The 15,993-nt window shown below is 71.5% G+C and carries 7 protein-coding genes; 3 read left to right on the forward strand and 4 right to left on the reverse strand.

From position 1 onward, the window contains the following. Window positions 1-92: 92 nt before the first annotated feature. Window positions 93-686: an RNA polymerase sigma factor gene (locus NQZ70_RS48950; RefSeq protein ID WP_129580360.1), complete on the forward strand. Its 594-nt coding sequence runs from the start codon at window positions 93-95 to the stop codon at window positions 684-686. 213 nt (window positions 687-899) lie between these two features. Then, entirely contained in the window at window positions 900-1,691 is a 792-nt protein-coding gene (locus NQZ70_RS48955) for a hypothetical protein (RefSeq protein WP_129580361.1), read from the forward strand. A gap of 430 nt (window positions 1,692-2,121) precedes the next feature. Here NQZ70_RS48955 and NQZ70_RS48960 read toward each other — a convergent pair whose 3' ends face one another. From NQZ70_RS48960 to NQZ70_RS48975, 4 genes are all read right to left on the reverse strand, one after another. Continuing rightward, window positions 2,122-3,078: an ABC transporter ATP-binding protein gene (locus NQZ70_RS48960; protein WP_129580362.1), complete on the reverse strand. Its 957-nt coding sequence runs from the start codon at window positions 3,076-3,078 to the stop codon at window positions 2,122-2,124. 4 nt (window positions 3,079-3,082) lie between these two features. Beyond that, a complete protein-coding gene (gene sppA, locus NQZ70_RS48965; protein ID WP_129580363.1) occupies window positions 3,083-5,689 on the reverse strand; it encodes a signal peptide peptidase SppA in 2,607 nt (868 codons plus the stop codon). Continuing rightward, a complete protein-coding gene (locus NQZ70_RS48970; protein WP_129580364.1) occupies window positions 5,686-6,183 on the reverse strand; it encodes a DUF2505 domain-containing protein in 498 nt (165 codons plus the stop codon). Before NQZ70_RS48970 ends, sppA begins: the two co-directional genes overlap by 4 nt. Before the next feature lie 132 nt (window positions 6,184-6,315). After that, window positions 6,316-6,516, reverse strand: coding sequence for a hypothetical protein (locus NQZ70_RS48975; RefSeq protein WP_129580365.1), 201 nt, complete (start codon window positions 6,514-6,516; stop codon window positions 6,316-6,318). Window positions 6,517-6,803: 287 nt separating this feature from the next. On the opposite strand from NQZ70_RS48975, the gene NQZ70_RS48980 reads away from it, so the two are divergent. Then, complete coding sequence (locus NQZ70_RS48980) at window positions 6,804-15,866, forward strand: SpvB/TcaC N-terminal domain-containing protein (RefSeq protein ID WP_237244744.1); 9,063 nt, start codon at window positions 6,804-6,806, stop codon at window positions 15,864-15,866. The last annotated feature ends 127 nt before the right edge of the window (window positions 15,867-15,993 follow it).

Here is a 15,993-nt window from a genome sequence, read left to right on the forward strand (position 1 = left end):
TCGGCGCTCTCGGCGTGCGTCGCGACGGCGCTCCTGCTCGAGGTGCTCTCATCGCCCTTTACATGGTGTCTCATTTGTGACACTGTTTGAGCATGGCGAAGGGGGACAATCGCTATCCGGGGATCGACGTCCTTCTTTCTGATCGCGCCCGCGGGCGCCTGATTCGATGGCTTGTCCGCCTCGGTGTTCCGTCATCAGACGTGCACGACGTGGCGCAGGATGTCTTGGAGCAGATGCTCAGGACATGGGGAAAGTACGACGCCGCTCGCTCGCCGGTCGATCGATGGCAGAACCGAATCGCGGTCTTCACGGCGTCGCACTATCACGAGAAGGCCCAGCGCCGCTCACGGGAACAGCCAGGCACCGAGCCAGATCCCGAGATACCCGACGAGGCCCCCACGGCCCTCGAGCTCGTCGAGGACGTGTCGCAACGCCAGCACGCGCGCGCCCTCATTCAGCAGATCCCCCCCGAGCTGCGCGACGTGCTCACGCGTTACCTGGCTGGGGTGCCGATGGACGAGATCGCAACGCAGCTCTCGCTCCCGGTCTCGACGGCGTACAAGCGCCTGACCCGCGCCTGCGAGGAGCTCGGGCGCCTCTGGCGGATGGCCGAGGCTGCAGCGAATCAAACGCTCATTCCCGAAGCCCCGGACCCTCGAGCGCGACGGATCCGGGATAAGGAGTGAATGCCGTTGGGTGGTCGAACGGGGCTGGAAACTGACACGTGCCGTATTGCAAGATCGCGGCCACGATCGCCGCGATGCGGTCGCGTGGCTGGGTGGCGCGCTGCCGGCCCGCGGCGAGAACGTGCCGGCATGTTGCGATGCGCTCGCACATCGACGAGCCTGCCGGGCCATGTTGCGGCCGTTCCGGCCGCGTTCCCCGAGAAGGAGGGGTAGATGGCGTCGAAATTGGTGACCGACAGGGACAAGTCCAGCCGCACCGTGGCCGCGTCGGCCGAGACGCACGCCGACGAGATCGCGAAGGGGATTGCGGCCGAGCTCGCGCCCTGCCTGAGGTCCGGCGAGAAGATGCCCGACGTGTCGTTGCTCGTGCGCCTCGTCGCGCGCCGGCTCGCCGCGGACACGGCCGCGCTCGTGGCGGCCGATGACGCGCACGAGCGCGAGCTCGCCGACGACGCCGCGCCCCGCGAGGCGCGCGACGAGGCGGCCGCCCGGCTTCGCTCGGTGCTCGTCGACGGGCGCGCCGCCGTCGATGCGGCGTTCGGGCCGGCGGGCCTGCGCAAGCTGCTGCTGGACGGGGCCGTTCCCGAGGACCCCTCCGTGCTCGTCACGACCGGCGAGCGGGTCGTGAGCGCCCTGCGGGACGCGGAGATCAAGCTCCCGAAGCCGAGGCGCGCGTCGATGAAGCTCGATCGCGCCGCGCTCGCCGACGAGATCGCGGCCGAGCTGCCGGCGCTGAAGAAGGCGCTCGCGAAGGTCGCGACCGAGGAGCGCGAGAAGGAGGCGACGCTGCGCGCGAAGCAGAATGCCATGCGCAAGAGCGACAAGAGCTTCGGCCAGGGCGCCGCGCTGCTCGCCGCGAGCTTCACGTTCGCCGGCCTCGAGGATCTCGCCGCCAAGGTGCGCCCGTCCGGTCGCAGGCCCGGGCGGACCGCGGCCGAGGAGGACGACGCGCCGCCCGTCGAGGAGCCCGCCTCGCCCGAGCCTGCTCCCCCGCTCGAAGGCTGACGCCGGCCGAGCCCGAGAGGGGCGCCCACGCCGCCCACATCGCGCTGCCACGGCGAAGTCGCACTGGCACGGCCGAGAAACGCGATGATCCCGCGGCGAGGCGCGTTCCGAGCCGTTCCCCTCGGGCGTCGCCGCGGGCGCACCCCATCCGAAGCGATCGGCGGCGCCGGCGCCGCCGGATCTCGCCTTTCTGACGGCTCCAGCGCCGTCTCGCCCCGGGATCGTCGCTCGCGGAGCGGCTGCCGCGCGGTCTCGCCCCGGGATCGTCGCCCGCGGAGCGGCTGCCGCGCGGTCTCGCCCCGGGATCGTCGCCCCCGGAGCGGCTGCCGCGCGGTCTCGCCCCGGGATCCCCGCCCGCGGAGCGGCTGCTGCGCCGAGCGCGACAGCCGCTGCTTGCCCTGCGCTCTGATGGACGCTCGACCCAAGGCCCTCAGAAGAGGGGCGTGAGCTCGACGATCGCGGCGCGGCAGCGCGCGGCGGCCAGGACGACGTCGCGGGGGGTCGCGCCCTCGGGCAGCGCGGCCGAGAAGCGCGCCGGCCCTCCCCGCAGCGCGATGCCCCGGGCGGCGAGCTCCTCGCGGAGGAGCTCCGCGTTGCTGCGGACGGTGAGCGTGTAGAGGCGCCCGCCGGCGGCGACCTCCGCGAACGTGCCCGAGAAGGCGAGCTCGCCGCCGGCGAGCACGAGCACGTCGGTGGCGCCGCGGACCAGGACGCCCCGCGGGCCCTCGACGTCGAGGCGCGCCGCCGTGAGCAGCGCGCCGCGGCCCTCGGTGGCGCCCGCGAGCGCGGCGAGGACGAAGCCGGCCGCGCCGTCGTCGAGGCCGACGAGCGGATCCTCGGCGATCAGCACGGGCGGCGCCGTCGCGATCGCCTGGGCGAGGACGAGCGCGCGGCGCTCGGGCAGCGCGAGCGTCCGGAGCGCGCGCTTCTGGGCGGCCGCGAGGCCGACCCGGGCCAGGGCGGAGGGCACCATCTCGGCGGCCGCGCGCGGCGAGGCCCCGGCGAGCCGCGCGCCCCAGGCGACGTAGGCGTCCACGGTCCACGCGAGCGGCAGCGGCGGATCGAGCGGCGCCGCCCCGCTCGCGGCCCGGTGCGCCGAGCGCGCGACGTCGCGGCCCGCGACCGCGAGCCGGCCGGCGACGACGCGCGCCTCGCCGGGCGCCGCGTCGAGCGCGTCGTCCGCCGCGGCGCCCGGCGAGGCGGAGCGGACGGCCGACAGCGGGATGCCCGTGAGCGCCGCGAAGAGCGCGCCGGTGTCGCCGGCGCAGAGCACGCGGTCGCCGCGCGACGCCACGGTGAGCGCCTCGATCGCGACGACGTCGTCGACGGCGATGCGCGCGGCGCGGGCGTCGAAGAGCGGCGGGTCCGCGACCTCGGCGTCCCCCATGGGCTCAGCGCTCCTCGAGCGACGGCGGCGCGGGCTCGTCCTCGCGCGCCGTGGCGGGGGCGCCGAACGAGATCTCGCCGGCGAACTCGCTGCGCGCGAGCGGCCTGTCGGCGCCGAACACGAGGAAGGGCGTGAGGGCGCGCGCGGCGTCGAGCATGACGGGCGGGATGGTCGCCGTCGCGAGCTCGCCCTGGGCTTGCGCCGAGAGGCCGACCAGGCTGAGCGCGTAGCCGAGGAGCGACGTGTCCTCCTCGGGGAGCGACAGGACGGGCGCGTCGTCGGGCAGCTGGCCGAGGCGGCGCGCCTCGGCGAGCGCCTCGCGCAGCCCGCCGACGCGATCGACGAGCCGGCGCTCCAGGGCCTGGGCGCCGGTCCACACGCGCCCGCGCGCGATGGCGTCGATCTCGTCGGGCCGCATGCGCCGCCCCTCGGCGACGCGGGCGACGAACCGGTCGTAGAGCTGCTTGACCTTGACGCCGAGCTGCTCGCGCTCGTCGTCGGTGAACGGCCGGTAGATCGACTCGGCGTCGGCGCGCGGCGACGAGCGGAACGTCTCGATGCCGACGCCGAGCTTCTGGAGCAGCCCGGTGACGTCGACCTTCCCGTAGAAGATGCCGATGGATCCGGTGACGGTGGAGCGGTTCGCGAAGATCTGGCCGCCGGCGACGGAGGCGTAGTAGCCGCCGCTCGCGGCCTGCGAGCCCATCGAGACGATGAGCGGCTTCACGCGCGCGGTGAGGATCGCCTCGCGGAGGATGACGTCCGACGCGAGCGTCGAGCCGCCGCCGGTCTCCACGCGGAGCACGACGGCGCGGACGTTGCCGTCCTCGCGCGCGCGGCGCAGCGCGCCGGCGACCGTGTACGAGCCCGCGAGCTTGACGCCGAGGAGCGGGATCGACCGGCTCTCGCCGTCGATCATGTCGCCGTCGAGGTAGACGAGGGCGATCTTGGGCGAGTAGCCCCAGCGCTCCGGCGCCTCGTCGCCCGCGTCGTCGTCGACGACGCGGGAGGCGCGCCCCATCACCTCGTCGATGACGCGGCCGAGCTCGTCGTCGTAGGCGAGCACGTCGACGAGGCCGCTCTGCCGCGCCTCCTGCGCGAGGAACGGGCCGCGCGCGAGCCGCCGCTTGAGCTCCTCGACGGGGATGCGGCGCCCGGCGCTCACCGCGTCGAGGAAGGCGCCGCTCAGCTGATCGAGCAGCGCCTGGTGGTCGTCCTTGCCGACCTGGGTGCTGCCCTCGCGCGCGAACTGCTCGGCGGCGAGCTTGTGCGGGCCGATGCGGACGAGATCGGCCTGCACGCCGAGCTTCTTGAGGAGCCCGCCGAAGTAGAAGTAGCTCGACGAGATGCCGGAGAAGCGCAGCCCGCCCGCGGGGTTCATGGCGATGGCGTCGGCGTGCGAGCACACGTGGAGCGAGCGGCCGCCGGCGTCCTCGAGGTGGCAGAGGACCTTCTTGCCGTGGCTCCGGAGGTTGCGGATCGCGTCGGCGACCTCCTCGGCGTGGGCGAGCGAGCTGGCCGGCTCGGCGCGGAGCACGAGCGCGACCCCGGAGACCTCCGGGGCCTCGGCGAGGCGCCAGAGCTGCTGCAGGAGCCGCGTGTGCCTGCGGACGCCCGGGGTCGAGTCGAGGCGGACGCGGACGACGCGGGGCAGCCGCCGGACGCCCGGCTCGGAGAAGCTGCGGAGCGCGACGCTGGTGTAGAAGCCGGTGCCGCTCTTGGTGACGGCGTCCCCGAAGACGCCGCCGCCGGAGATCTGGAGCCCGCCGACGTTGACGTCGAGGCCCGCCATGGCGGCGATCTCGGGGCCGTCCTCTCTGGCGAGGTCGCGCAGCGTCACGTCGCCCCGGAGGGTGCCCACGTAGGGCACGCGCAGGCCGAGCGTCGCGCGCGGCGTGAAGGTGCCGCTCCGGTCGGGGTCGCTGTTCTCGGCGTAGGCGGTCTCGAGCCCGATCTCGAGCGCGCGCCTGCCGGAGACGGGCCGCACCGCGACGCCGAAATCGTAGCTGCGCTCGAGGGCCTCGCCGAGGCGGTTCTCGGGGCGGTTCCAGTCGCGCGCGACGGCCGAGAGGGAGAGCCAGGTGAAGGGCCGGAGGGTGATGCCGCTCGTGAGGGAGAAGTAGCCGTCGAGCGCCGGCGCGTCGGAGCTGCCCCAGCCGAGCGTCGTGCCGAACGCGAAGCCCGGGCCGGTGTCGAGCGCGAGCCCCCAGCGGACCCACCGCGAGGGGCTGTCGAACGGCGCCGGCGCGGCCCCGGGCGGGTCGATGAAGTCGAAGCGCAGGCCGGTCGACACGAACCAGAGCGGCACGCCGAGCGCGAACGCGTGGCCGCGCGCGGGCAGCGGCGAGGCCGAGCCGGTGGAGACCCAGGTCCACCGGAGCTCCGTGCCAGGCAGGAAGGAGAGGTTCGCGGGGTTCACCGCGATGGCCGAGGTGTCGTCGCTGCTGGCGACGGGCTTGCCCGGATCCGGGATCGGCTGCGCGGGGCTGTCGGTCGGCGCGGCGTGCGCGACGGCGTGGCCGGCGAGCGCGCACAGGCCGAGGAGCGCGGCGGCGGGGCGGGCGAAGCGGGCGCGGCGGGCGGGGGTCTGGGTGCGGGGTAGGTCGTTCATGCGGTGACGAGCTCCCGGAGCGTATCCGCTTCGGCGTCGTACGTCCGCTGGACCTCGGCGAGGGCGAGGCGTTCGACGAGGGGGCCGAGCAAGCGCAGCCGGATCTCGATGTCGCCGTCGACGCGGCGGCGGGTGCGTCCCTGGGGCAGGCGCTCGAGCCGGTAGGTGCCTGCGGAGCGGAAGTAGCTGCGCCACTGCTCCTTCGGGCTGACCTGCCACGTGGAGGCGTGATCGGAGAGCCGGTAGGTCGAGCGCTCCTCCCAGGACATGGCGTCCTTGGCGACGGGGTAGTCCTTGAAGATCGGCAGCGGCGCGCTCGCCTGGAAGCGGAGGATGCGGAGGAGCTCGCCGTCGCGGAGCGCGTGCTCGACGGACACGACGCTCTCGAGGGAGGCGACCTTGGTGGCCAGCCGCGGCCCGAGCTCCGGCGACAGCACGGCGAGCTCGACGGCGTCGAGGGGGGCGTCGAGCTCGTGACAGATGGTGAAGTGCACGCGGCCTTCTAGCACGCTCGATTCGAGGATCGGGTGGGGGAGGGAGAGGATCGGGCGCGGGAGCGGGAGGATCGGGTGGGGGAGGGAGAGGATCGGGCGCGGGAGCGAAAGGATCGCGTTCCGCGGGCGACGTTACGCTTCCGGGGTCAGCTCCGGGCTCGACGCCGGGGCGGTGACGGGCTCGATGGGCTTGGCCTTTTCGCGGGAGCGCCGCCGCAGGCTGGTCCGGTAGCGCGATACGAACCTGGCCGCGATCTTGGGCTGATCGCGGAAGGCATGTGTGTAGCTTTCATGAAGAGGCGGCTGGGGCTCGGAGACGACGTCGGCGCCCATTTGTTGCTTTCGCGAAGAGCAGATTGACACGGTGCATTCTGTCGTGGACCCCTGTGCGCCAACCAACGGATCTTGCGTCGGGGGATCTCGAATGCGACACGCGGGCTGGTCATATCGTCTCGTGGTATTTTGTGCCGTGGTGCTCTTGCTCGGGCGGGGGCACGAGGGCCTCGCGCTGGCCGGGCCGCCGGAGCCGCGGCTTTTGCCCTTATCGCCTCCGGGCGGCGGGGTGGCGCTCTCGGCGATTCCATTGCGGCTGCCGAGCGACGGCACAGGGGGGGCTGCTCTTGGGGCCTCGTCTCGACGCGCCGCTGGTCGAGGACGTGGGGGCGCCCCATGGAGAAATGGTGCTCCCCGACCAGGCCCGGGTGGTGGCGTTCGAGGGGGCTGTCCTGGAGATCCCGCAGGGCGCGGTGGACGAGCCGGTGCGGATCACGATCCGGCCGCTGCCAGCGGGCGAGGTGCGGCCGATGGGGCGTGCGATGGTCAACGTCACGCCCGGCGGAAAGGCCTACCGCTTCGGGCCGCACGGCCTCAGGTTCAAGAAGCCGGTGCGGCTGACGCTGCCGATTGACGAGCACGCGATTCCTCCGGGGATGACGGCGCAGCACGTGATGGGCTTCTATTTCGACGAGGCGCTCGGCACCTGGCAGCGCGTCGAGCGGGATGGTGAGGCCGCGAAGGGCAAGCTGGCGAGCCTGACCGATCACTTCACCGATTTCATCAACGCGACGCTGGCGATGCCCGACGCGCCCGGGGCGCGCTCGTTCGATCCGAGCAGCATCAAGGGGCTCGCGCTCGGCAGCCCGCTCGCCGGCGTGGCGCTGATCGCGCCGCCGGAGGCGACTTCGAGCGGCGCGGCGCAGCTGAGCCATCCGATCGTGGTCCCGCCGGGGCGCAACGGAATCCAGCCGTCGCTCGCCATCGGCTACGACAGCGAGCACCGCAACGGCTGGCTCGGCGTGGGCTGGGATCTGCGGCTGTCGCGGGTGGAGATCGACACGCGCTTCGGCGTGCCGACGTACGCGACGGGCGAGGAGCGGTATGCGCTCGACGGAAGCGAGCTCGTGCGGACTGGCGACGTGTCGGTCGAGCCGCAGGTCTACCGGCAGCGGGTGGAGGGGCGCTTTGCGCGGATCCGGCGCCACGGGACCGGACCGGACAGCTATCACTGGGAGGTCACGGACAAGGACGGGACGACGTATGTGTACCGCCGCAGCGAAAACGCGCGGCTCGCCGAGCCGGATCCGGACCGGCCGAGCAACGTGTTCCGCTGGTACCTGGAGGAGGTCCGCGACCCGTTCGGCAACCAGATGTTCTTCCATTATGCGCATCGGGTCGAGCCCGCGGGACCGGCGCCGCACATCGAGGTGCACCCCGAGCGCATCGAGTACACGGCCAACACCTCGCAGGGCGTCGAGGCGGCGTATGCCGTCGACTTCCTCTCGGAGGGCGGCCGGAAGGACGTGACGCTGAACGGCAGGCCGGGCTTCTTGGAGCAGACCAGCGAGCGGCTCCGGCGCGTGGATGTGCGGCTCGGCGAGACGATCATCCGCAGCTACGCGCTGGAGTACACCGAAGGGGACTTCGGCAAGAGCTTGCTCCAGGCGATCGCGGTCTCTGGCAAGGGGAGTCGCGACGACGAGGGGGCGCTCACGAGCGAGGAGCTCTATCGGCACACGTTCGAGTACTTCACCGCGCCGCGCACCGCGTCGGGGCAGCCCGGGGCGTTCGCGGCCGACGCCGTGACGTGGGGACAGGCGTGGTCTCAGCAAGGCCTGTCGCGCACGGAGGACTCGGCCTTCGGCGGCAGCGTGTCCGTGGGGCTCCTCGGCATCGTCAGCGTGGGCGGCGGCGGGTACAGCGGCGACCAGACGACGCGCGCCAGCCTGCTCGACCTGAACGGCGACGGATTGCCCGACTTCGCCGGCGACGGCGGGGACGCGCTGCGCAACCTGCTGCGCCTTCCCGACAACAACCACTTCGATCCGTTCCACCTCAGCGGGCTCTACCCGGAGGATCTCGGGCTGACGGACACCTCGGGATGGAGCGTTCACGCGGGCATCAACGTGGGCGATGCGCTCAGCGCGTCGGCGGCGTACACGCGCAGCCGGGCGGAAGACGAGCGGGTCGTCTCGGATCTCAACGGCGACGGGTTCCCCGATCTCGTGTCGGTCGGGGACCTCGGGCAGCTCCAGGTCGCGCTCAACGATCGGCGCGGCGGGTTCCTGGGCGCGAAGGACTGGGGGGCCGTCGACGGCAGCGCGCCGTCGGGCCGCCCGGACTTCGCGCTGGCGTCGCGCGCCGACTTCTTTCCGGCCGACCCGATGCTGCGGTGGATCGCGCCGTTCGAGGGGGACGTGCGCATCGGGGGCGTGCTGCAAAAACAGGAGGCGGGCGGCGACGGGCTGCGCGTGGAGCTGGTGCGCAACGGGGAGCTGCCGCCGCTGTTCGGCCACGTGTTCGGTCCGGACGAGCTCGGACCGTGCGCGATCGGCGCGGGCGATTGCGGGGGCGCGCCGCTCTCGGTCCACGTGCTCGCGGGCGATCGTCTCTATTTCCGGGTGAGCGCGGCGCCCGAGATCGACCCGGAGCGGGTGGTGAACACGGCGTCCGACCTTCTGTCGTGGAGCCCGACGATCACCTACGAGGTCAGCGAGGAGCTGCTCGGGCAGGTGGGGCCGGACGGCCGGCCCATCCACCGATTCGAGTACGCGCAGGACCATCGCCTCGGGGGGCGGCCCGAGGTGCCGTGGGTCGCGTCGTCCGATGGCCTCGTGAGCATCACCGGCGATCTGGTGAAAGAGTCGACGAGCGATCAGCTGCGGGTCTCGATCGCGCGGGAGAGCGAGGGCACGTTCCACAGCGTGATGGATGAGGAGGTGGTGAGCGCGGACGCAGGGGTGCTGGCGCTCGCGGGACGCATTCACGGCGATGAGAACGGCCTGGTGCGGGTGAAGGAGGGCGATCGGCTGTGGTTCCGGGTGAAGTCGGACGTGCCGGACGACCCGGCGCGCGTCTCGTGGACGCCGACGGTCGACTACCGGACCTACTGCCGGGCCGATCGGCAGACGGGCGAGCGGCGGTGCGGGCCGGTGCAGTGCGCGATCCAGCCGAACGGCCGCGCCGGCTGCAAGCTGGACAGCGACACGGCCGAGGACGCGCCGCTTCCGATGGCGCTGATCCAGCAGCAGCCGTACGTGGCGATGCCGGTGCAGCGGTGGAGGCCGGGGGCGCGCCGCTCGCCCTGGATCGCGACCGAGACGGGCACGGTGCGGCTCGAGGGGACGGTGGTCGTACCGGGGAACACGTCGCTGACGCTGCTGGTGCAAGGCGTGCACCGGCTGCTCCACAAGCAGCTGTACGTGCCTGCGAGCAGCGCCGGAAGCGCGGTGACCATGGCGGTGGACCTGGAGGTCCAGGCCGGCGAGCCGATCTACGTCACGCTCTTCCAGACGAACGCAGCCGACAGCAACGGAGCGATCATCGGCGCGAGCATCGATGGGGCGCCGGTGTGGTTCACCGTCCTCGTGCCGGATCCGGCGTCCGAGGCGCTCGTCGACGGGGCGCCGCAGGACCCGACGGCGGGTGGATTCCACGGCTGGTCGATCGGCTTCATGAACGGAGACCGCGCGTTCTCCGAGGCGGACATCCTGTTTCCGACGCGCGACCCCGAGCGCGGCTTCACGCTCGCGGTGCCGCTCTCGCAGGAGGACGGCACGCGGATCTGGGGCGCGGCGGCGTCGGAGGCGTTCGTGGGCGGCGATCGGGTCTTGCCGTCGGTGGTGGGGCGGCTGTCGGGGCAGCGCCACCGGGGCAGCGTGCGGTACGCGGAGACGTGGAATGCGGAGCTCACGGCGGGCGCGGGCCCCGTGGGAGGAGGCTATAGCTTCGGCAGCACGACGACGGACCTGGAGCTGATCGATCTGAACGGCGACCGCTACCCGGACCGCGTGACGCGCGAGGGCGCGGTGCTCAATACGGGCAAGGGGTTCGGGCCGAGCGCGTCGTTCTCGCTGCCGGAGGCGCTGCGGCGGGTGGAGCACCGGACGGTGCGGCTGACGGGCGACCTCGCGTCGCTCACGTTCAGCGCGGGAGACGAGGAGGAGCAGACGCTCAACAAGACCGACAGCCGGGGGCGCTCGCAAGGATACCTGCGCACGAGCTTCAGCGCCGGGACGAGCTACGGACTGTCGGCGGCGCACGTGGAGCTGCTCGATATCAACGGCGACGGGCTGGTCGACCAGGTGATGCAGAACCCCGTGAGCGGGCAGATGACGGCGGCCCTGAACCTCGGCTACCGGTTCACCGCGCCGGTGCCGTGGCAGCGGGACGGGTTCACCAAGGCCAGCTTCGACGCCGGCGAGCTGAACAACGCGCTCGGCGAGGTGCTGGGCTTCTTCTCGGACGCGGCGGGCGTGGAGGCGGTGCGGCTGGAGGACACGGGCGCGCAGAGCGTCGGGTTCGGGGCGAGCGCGGGCGGCTCCAGCGGCGGGGTGAGCGCGAGCGTGGGCGCCGGGATCGGCTACACGCGCACGACGGCGCGCACGATCGTGGACTTCGTCGACATGAACGGCGACGGGCTGCCCGACAAGGTGATGAAGGATCCGGAGGAGACGTCGTTCCGGGTGCAGCTGAACCTCGGCGACCGGTTCGCCGCGGAGGAAGAGTGGCCGGCCGGCGCCTGGGGCGTGAACCTCGACCCACAGGAGTACACGTTCATGGGCAGCGGCGATGCGGTGGGCTTCCGGCGCTCGGAGAGCCTCGACGGCAGCGTGTCGCTCCAGGTCTGTTACTTCGTCTGCGTCGGCGGGTCGGTGTACTACTCCGAGGGCAGCGGGGGGGCGCAGCTCGGGTTCGAGGACATCGACGGCGACGGGCTGGCCGACCACGTGCTGAAGCGGGACGGCGACAGCGCGGTGCGGGCGCGCAAAAATGCCATCGGCAAGGCGAACCTGCTCTGGCGCGTGCACCGGCCGCTGGGCGGGAGCGTGGAGCTCGACTACCGGCGCGAGGGCAACCTGGTGGTGCCGAGGGAGGTCCTGCCGAACGGGCCGGTGGACGAGAGCGGGCTGCCCGCGGATGACGCGCGCACGGCGATCGACGATAGGACGGCGGTGGTCGACATGCCGTCGAGCCAGTGGGTGCTGAGCGACGTGATCGTGCGCGACGGCGTGGAGGGCGTGAGCGGCGCGCACGGGGTGCACACGTACTGGACGCAGATCGGCACGTACGGGGACGGGGTGTACCACCGCGATGAGCGGCTGGACCTCGGGTACCGGCGTGTCACGACGACGACGCTGGGCCAGGATGAGGATGGGGTCTCCGCGATGTCGGTCGAGGAGGTCGATTACCGGAACGAGGACGTCTACCGGCGCGGGCTCGCGGCGCGCTCGACGCTGCGCGACGGCGAGGGGATGCTCTACACGGTCGAGGAGGTCGAGCACCTGGCGCCCGATCTGGAGCAGGTCGCGGCAAACGGGTGGTTCTTCCCGAGGGAGACAGAGCGGAGGAGCGCGTTCTACGAGGGGACCACGGACGACCCGGCGGCGGTTCACAAGCACACGTGGGAGACGCGGTTCTATGACGAGGGCGGCAACCTCACCGACGTGTTCTCCTACGGCGAGGAGGGGACCGCGGCCGACGACGTGCACCACCACATCGACTACGAGCAGGACGACGCGCCGTATTTCGTGAAGCCGAGGCTGGTGCGGACGACCGACGCCGAAAACCACGTGCTGCGCGAGCGCATGGCGACGTATGAGCCGGGGACGGGTTCGCTCGCGACGCTCACGAACGTGATCCGCGGGGGCAAGCGGCCGGACGGCTCGCCGTACGCGGGCGACCAGGCGACGTGGAGCTTCGCCTACGATGAGCTGGGCAATCTCGAAACCTTCACCGATCCGGCCAGCTACAAGCTGACCTACGGCTACGATGCGCTGACGCAGAGCTACCGCACGTGCGTGGCCGACAGCTTCGGGTACCAGTCGAACAGCGTGCCCAACTACGCGTTCGGCACGGTCGCGCAAGAGACCGACGTCAACGGGCACACGATGGTCCATCGGTACGACGACTTCGGCCGGCTGATCGGGGTCTGGGGGCCGAACGACCTCAGCGAGGCGCAGGCGCTCCCGGTCGCGTGCACGCCGAGCAAGATCTGGAGCGAGGAGGACCTCGACGGAGAGGGCGAGCCAGCGGTCGGGTTCGAGTACGCGCTCCAGCCCGATCAGTCGACGGCGCCGCCGGCCTGGGCAAGGACGAGCCACAAGGACGCGGAGCACCCGGGCGATCCGATCGTGACGGTGACGTTCGCCGATGGGCTCGGGCGGGTGATCCAGACCAAGAAGGACCTGGAGCGCGACACGGGCACGGGCACCGAGATCGGGATGACGGTGAGCGGCGCGGTGGCGTTCGACGCGCTGGGCCGGATGAAAGAGCAGGGGCAGCCGGTGTTCAGCGTGGAGCCGGACACGACGTTCGTGGCCGTGGGGGTCCTGAGGCCCACGCACTTTCACTACGACGTGCTGTCGCGGACGCGGCGGGTCGAGGCGCCCGACCCGAAGGCCGAGACGACGGACGGCCATGCGCGGACGCTGATCGAATACGACGTGGTGCAGTTCGACGGGCGGCTGCTCTTCCAGGAGACGGTGATCGACGCGAACGGCAAGTCGCGCAGCAGCTACCGGGACGTGGGCGGGCGGATCGCGGCGGTGGAGGAGTGGAACACGGTCGACGGAGCTCCGCGGCAGATCGTGACGCGGTACGAGCACAACCCGCTGGGCGAGCTGGTGCGGGTGACGGACGCGCGCAACAACGCGACCACGGCGACGTACGACTCGGTCGGGCGCATGGTGGAGCTGGTGAGCCCCGACGCGGGGCGCACGGAGTGGCGGTATGACCTGGCCGGGAACCTCCGCGCGAAGCAGACGGCGGAGCTCGGGCTGCGCGGTCAGCTCATCCGGTACGAGTACAGCTACAACCGGCTGTCGAAGATCGATTATCCGGTGACGCAGGACGTGGTGTACACGTACGGCGCCGCCGATGAGGCCGGCGACGCGAAGGGCAACCGCGCGGGGCGGCTGACGCAGGAGACGAGCGCGGCGGGGACGCGGAGCTATCGCTACGATCGATTCGGGAACGTGGCCGAGCTCGTGGCGGAGTTCCCGCGGCTGCGCGAGCCGCACCGGGGGCCGTATCAGGCGACGCTGAGCTACGTGTTCGACTCGCTGGGACGGATGCAGGAGATCCACTTCCCCGGCTCCGGTGAGGAGATCGTGCGCTACGGATACGATCGCGGCGGCCTCTTGGTGTCGGCGATCGGGGAGAACCAGAAGGTCAATCCGCAGCACCCGGACGAGCCGATGACGACGGAGTACCTGAGGCACATCGGGTACGACGCGTTCGGCCAGCGGGTGCGCGTGGTGGCGGGCAACGGGATCGAGACGAAGTACCGTTACAACGAATCGACGCGGCGGCTGTCGGAGGTGGATGCGGATCACCGGACGCCGCAGATGCAGCAGATGGGGCGGCCGCCGAGGGCGTTCCAGCGGCTGCGCTACGATTATGACCTGGTAGGCAACGTGCTCGCGCTCGACAACGCGGTGCCGCTCGACGAGTCGCTGGGCGGGGCCGTGATGGTCGCGACGACGCAGCAGCGGTTCGCGTACGACGACCTGAACCAGCTGACCACGGCGTCGGGGACCTACCAGGAGCGGGGACACGAGCAGCAGCGATACACGCTGGACATCGCGTACGACGTCCTCGGGAACGTGAAGAGGAAGGGGCAGGAGGTCGCGCGGTACGTGCCGAATGGCCCGGGGCAGTGGCGGTTCGACCAGCCGATCCGGGAGAGGACGTACCGCAACGAGTACCGCTACACGGGGTCGAGGCCGCACGCGGCGAATCAGGTGGACGAGTTCGTGCCGGCGGAGTCGCAGCCGCGGCTGCGGGAGCTGTTCTTCGACGCGAACGGCAACCACAAGGAGTGGAAGTACCGCGGCAGCCCGCAGCGGGCCTTGAGCTGGGACGAGGACAACCGGCTGGTGTCGGTGCGCGAGAACGGGCAGGAGCTGTCGCGGGCGTTGTACGACGGCGCCGGGGAGCGGCGGGTGCACCTGCACCGGGTGGCCGGCGAGGAGGAGACGGCGTACGTCGACCAGCACCTCGTGGTGCGCAACGGGGTGACGGCGACCAAGCACATCTTCGCGGGCGAGACGCGGATCGCGAGCAAGATCGACGCCGACTGGTTCCAGGAGCCGCCGGTGTTGTACTACCACCCCGACCACCTCGGCAGCACGCAGTACGTCACCGATCAGGACCAGCAGCTGAGCCAGCACGTCGAGTACCTGCCGAGCGGGGAGCTGTGGACCGACCAGACCGACTCGCGGTTCCAGAACCGGCAGCCGTACCTGTTCAACGGCAAGGAGCTCGATCTGTCGACGGGGCTCTACTACTACGGGGCGCGCAGCTATGAGCCGCGGCTCGGGATGTGGCTCAGCCCGGATCCGATCCTGGGCCAGTACATGTGGGGGGCGCCGAACGGCGGGGTGTATGACCCGGTTCACCTGGGGCTGTACACATACACGCGGAACAACCCGCTGAGGTTCGTCGACCCCACCGGGCTGGCCGAGGAGTGCGTCGATGGCGGGTGTCAGTCGTACGTGGGGCCTCTGGACAGCCCGGAACAGAGCATCGATCCGGATAAGGCGATGTGCACCTCTGGAGTCTGCGTGGACGGAGGCCCCGCGGAGCGGCTTGCATTCCACCAAGCACAGGTCGCGAGAGAAGACCTGCCGCTAGAAACATCGATGATCGACCCGATCGATGCGGTGGGCATCGGCGGCACAGCCGCGTCCCTGGTGAAGGCTGGAGGCAAGGCGCTCGTAAAGCTAGCTGCGCGGAGGGCCGCCGTGAAGGCGGAAGCCTTGGCCGCAGGGGGCGCAGGGCGGCGGCTGGTTGCGCTTGACGCGAACGCGTTCAGGAAGCTTGGAACGCTGCGAGAGTCGGGCGTCGTTGGAGCTGGGGACAGTCTCATCGTCTCTCCAAACGTCGCTACCGAGTTGGCTCGCCGCGGCGTATCAGCTGTCGACCTCTCTCGAGCCGGGATAACCGTGGCCGCGGATAGTCCGGTCGGTGCATCTGTGGCTGCGACGAGAATCGCGAGCGTACTTCGCGGGCTCGGCGGACGCGGCGCTGCGAGTGCGTCTGCCGACGCACTGAATCTCGCGGAAGCTACGGGCCTTGGAGCTCGTGTATTCATAACAGCCGACCAGCAGATCCTGCGCGCTTTCGGCGGGATGAGTACAATGCCGGGCACCGGAGGCGCGTCGCTGACCGTTCTCGGCTTCTGAGGAGACTATGGTGCAGCTCAAAACACATGGCGAAGTTTTGGTTCGGTCGGGTCGCGTTCTGCTTCAAGCCGACTACTCGTCCGGTGACGGAGGCCCGGGCGTGCTCTCGCTTAGGCTAGAGGACCAA

Origin of the sequence: Sorangium sp. So ce836 (assembly GCF_028553905.1) — a bacterium.
In the GTDB taxonomy this organism is placed as follows: Bacteria; Myxococcota_A; Polyangia; order Polyangiales; family Polyangiaceae; genus Sorangium; species Sorangium cellulosum_D.

Coding starts and splice junctions, on each gene's coding strand:
- NQZ70_RS48955 (WP_129580361.1), top strand. CDS start 900: ATGGCGTCGAAATTGGTGACCGACAGGGACAAGTCCAGCCGCACCGTG.
- NQZ70_RS48975 (WP_129580365.1), bottom strand. CDS start 6,516: ATGGGCGCCGACGTCGTCTCCGAGCCCCAGCCGCCTCTTCATGAAAGC.
- NQZ70_RS48960 (WP_129580362.1), bottom strand. CDS start 3,078: ATGGGGGACGCCGAGGTCGCGGACCCGCCGCTCTTCGACGCCCGCGCC.
- NQZ70_RS48950 (WP_129580360.1), top strand. CDS start 93: ATGGCGAAGGGGGACAATCGCTATCCGGGGATCGACGTCCTTCTTTCT.
- sppA (WP_129580363.1), bottom strand. CDS start 5,689: ATGAACGACCTACCCCGCACCCAGACCCCCGCCCGCCGCGCCCGCTTC.